This window comes from Salinimicrobium oceani, assembly GCF_012037645.1.
This window is the reverse complement of sequence record NZ_JAAVJR010000379.1, coordinates 1-523: the sequence shown is the minus strand read 5'-3', so window position 1 is coordinate 523 and position 523 is coordinate 1. Positions and strand designations below refer to the sequence as shown.

Genomic DNA, 523 nt, shown 5'->3' with positions numbered 1-523 from the left:
CAACCAAATTGTGAGACCCATTCTTGAGTTCGGGCTTCATCTCCACTTGTTAGAACATCCCAGCCATTAGAGAGAAAATCCCGCACTTCAGGAATAAAAAAGTAGCTTAACACAACTGCGGCAATAATGGCGAGAGATATGTATAAAGGAGCTTTACTCTTCTTGACAGAAGGGGTTTCAATATCTTGAGGCATAATATTATTTCTGATTAATTTTTACCCGGTGAATCATACCGGGGTCTCCTTCGGTGGAGATATATAGATTTCCTGAAGCATCAAAGGCCAAACCTTCCGGCTGCGGAAAGAATTTCCGATCCAGGCGGTGTAGTGACTTAGGTGAACCCTGAGCATCCAGGATGAGTAATTTCGGTTCCCTGGCCTCCAGCATGAGCATCTCACCGGTATGAGGATCTCTGTTGATCTCTGAAGGAAAAAAGGAACCACCCGACTTCTTCTTGTTTTTATTTTTAAAGATCTCCTCTTTAAAAGTCATTTTTAGGACCGGTTGCTCATCCATTTGCATA

The 523-nt window shown here is 42.8% G+C and carries 1 protein-coding gene and 1 pseudogene; both read right to left on the bottom strand.

Annotation, left to right across the window (positions count from 1 at the left end; genetic code table 11):
• Positions 1-194, bottom strand: a pseudogene (locus tag HC175_RS23920) (TVP38/TMEM64 family protein); the annotation flags it as partial.
• A 4-nt stretch (positions 195-198) separates the two neighbouring features.
• On the bottom strand, positions 199-523 hold a 325-nt coding region (locus HC175_RS17270), incomplete at its 5' end, for an SdiA-regulated domain-containing protein (RefSeq protein WP_209310052.1).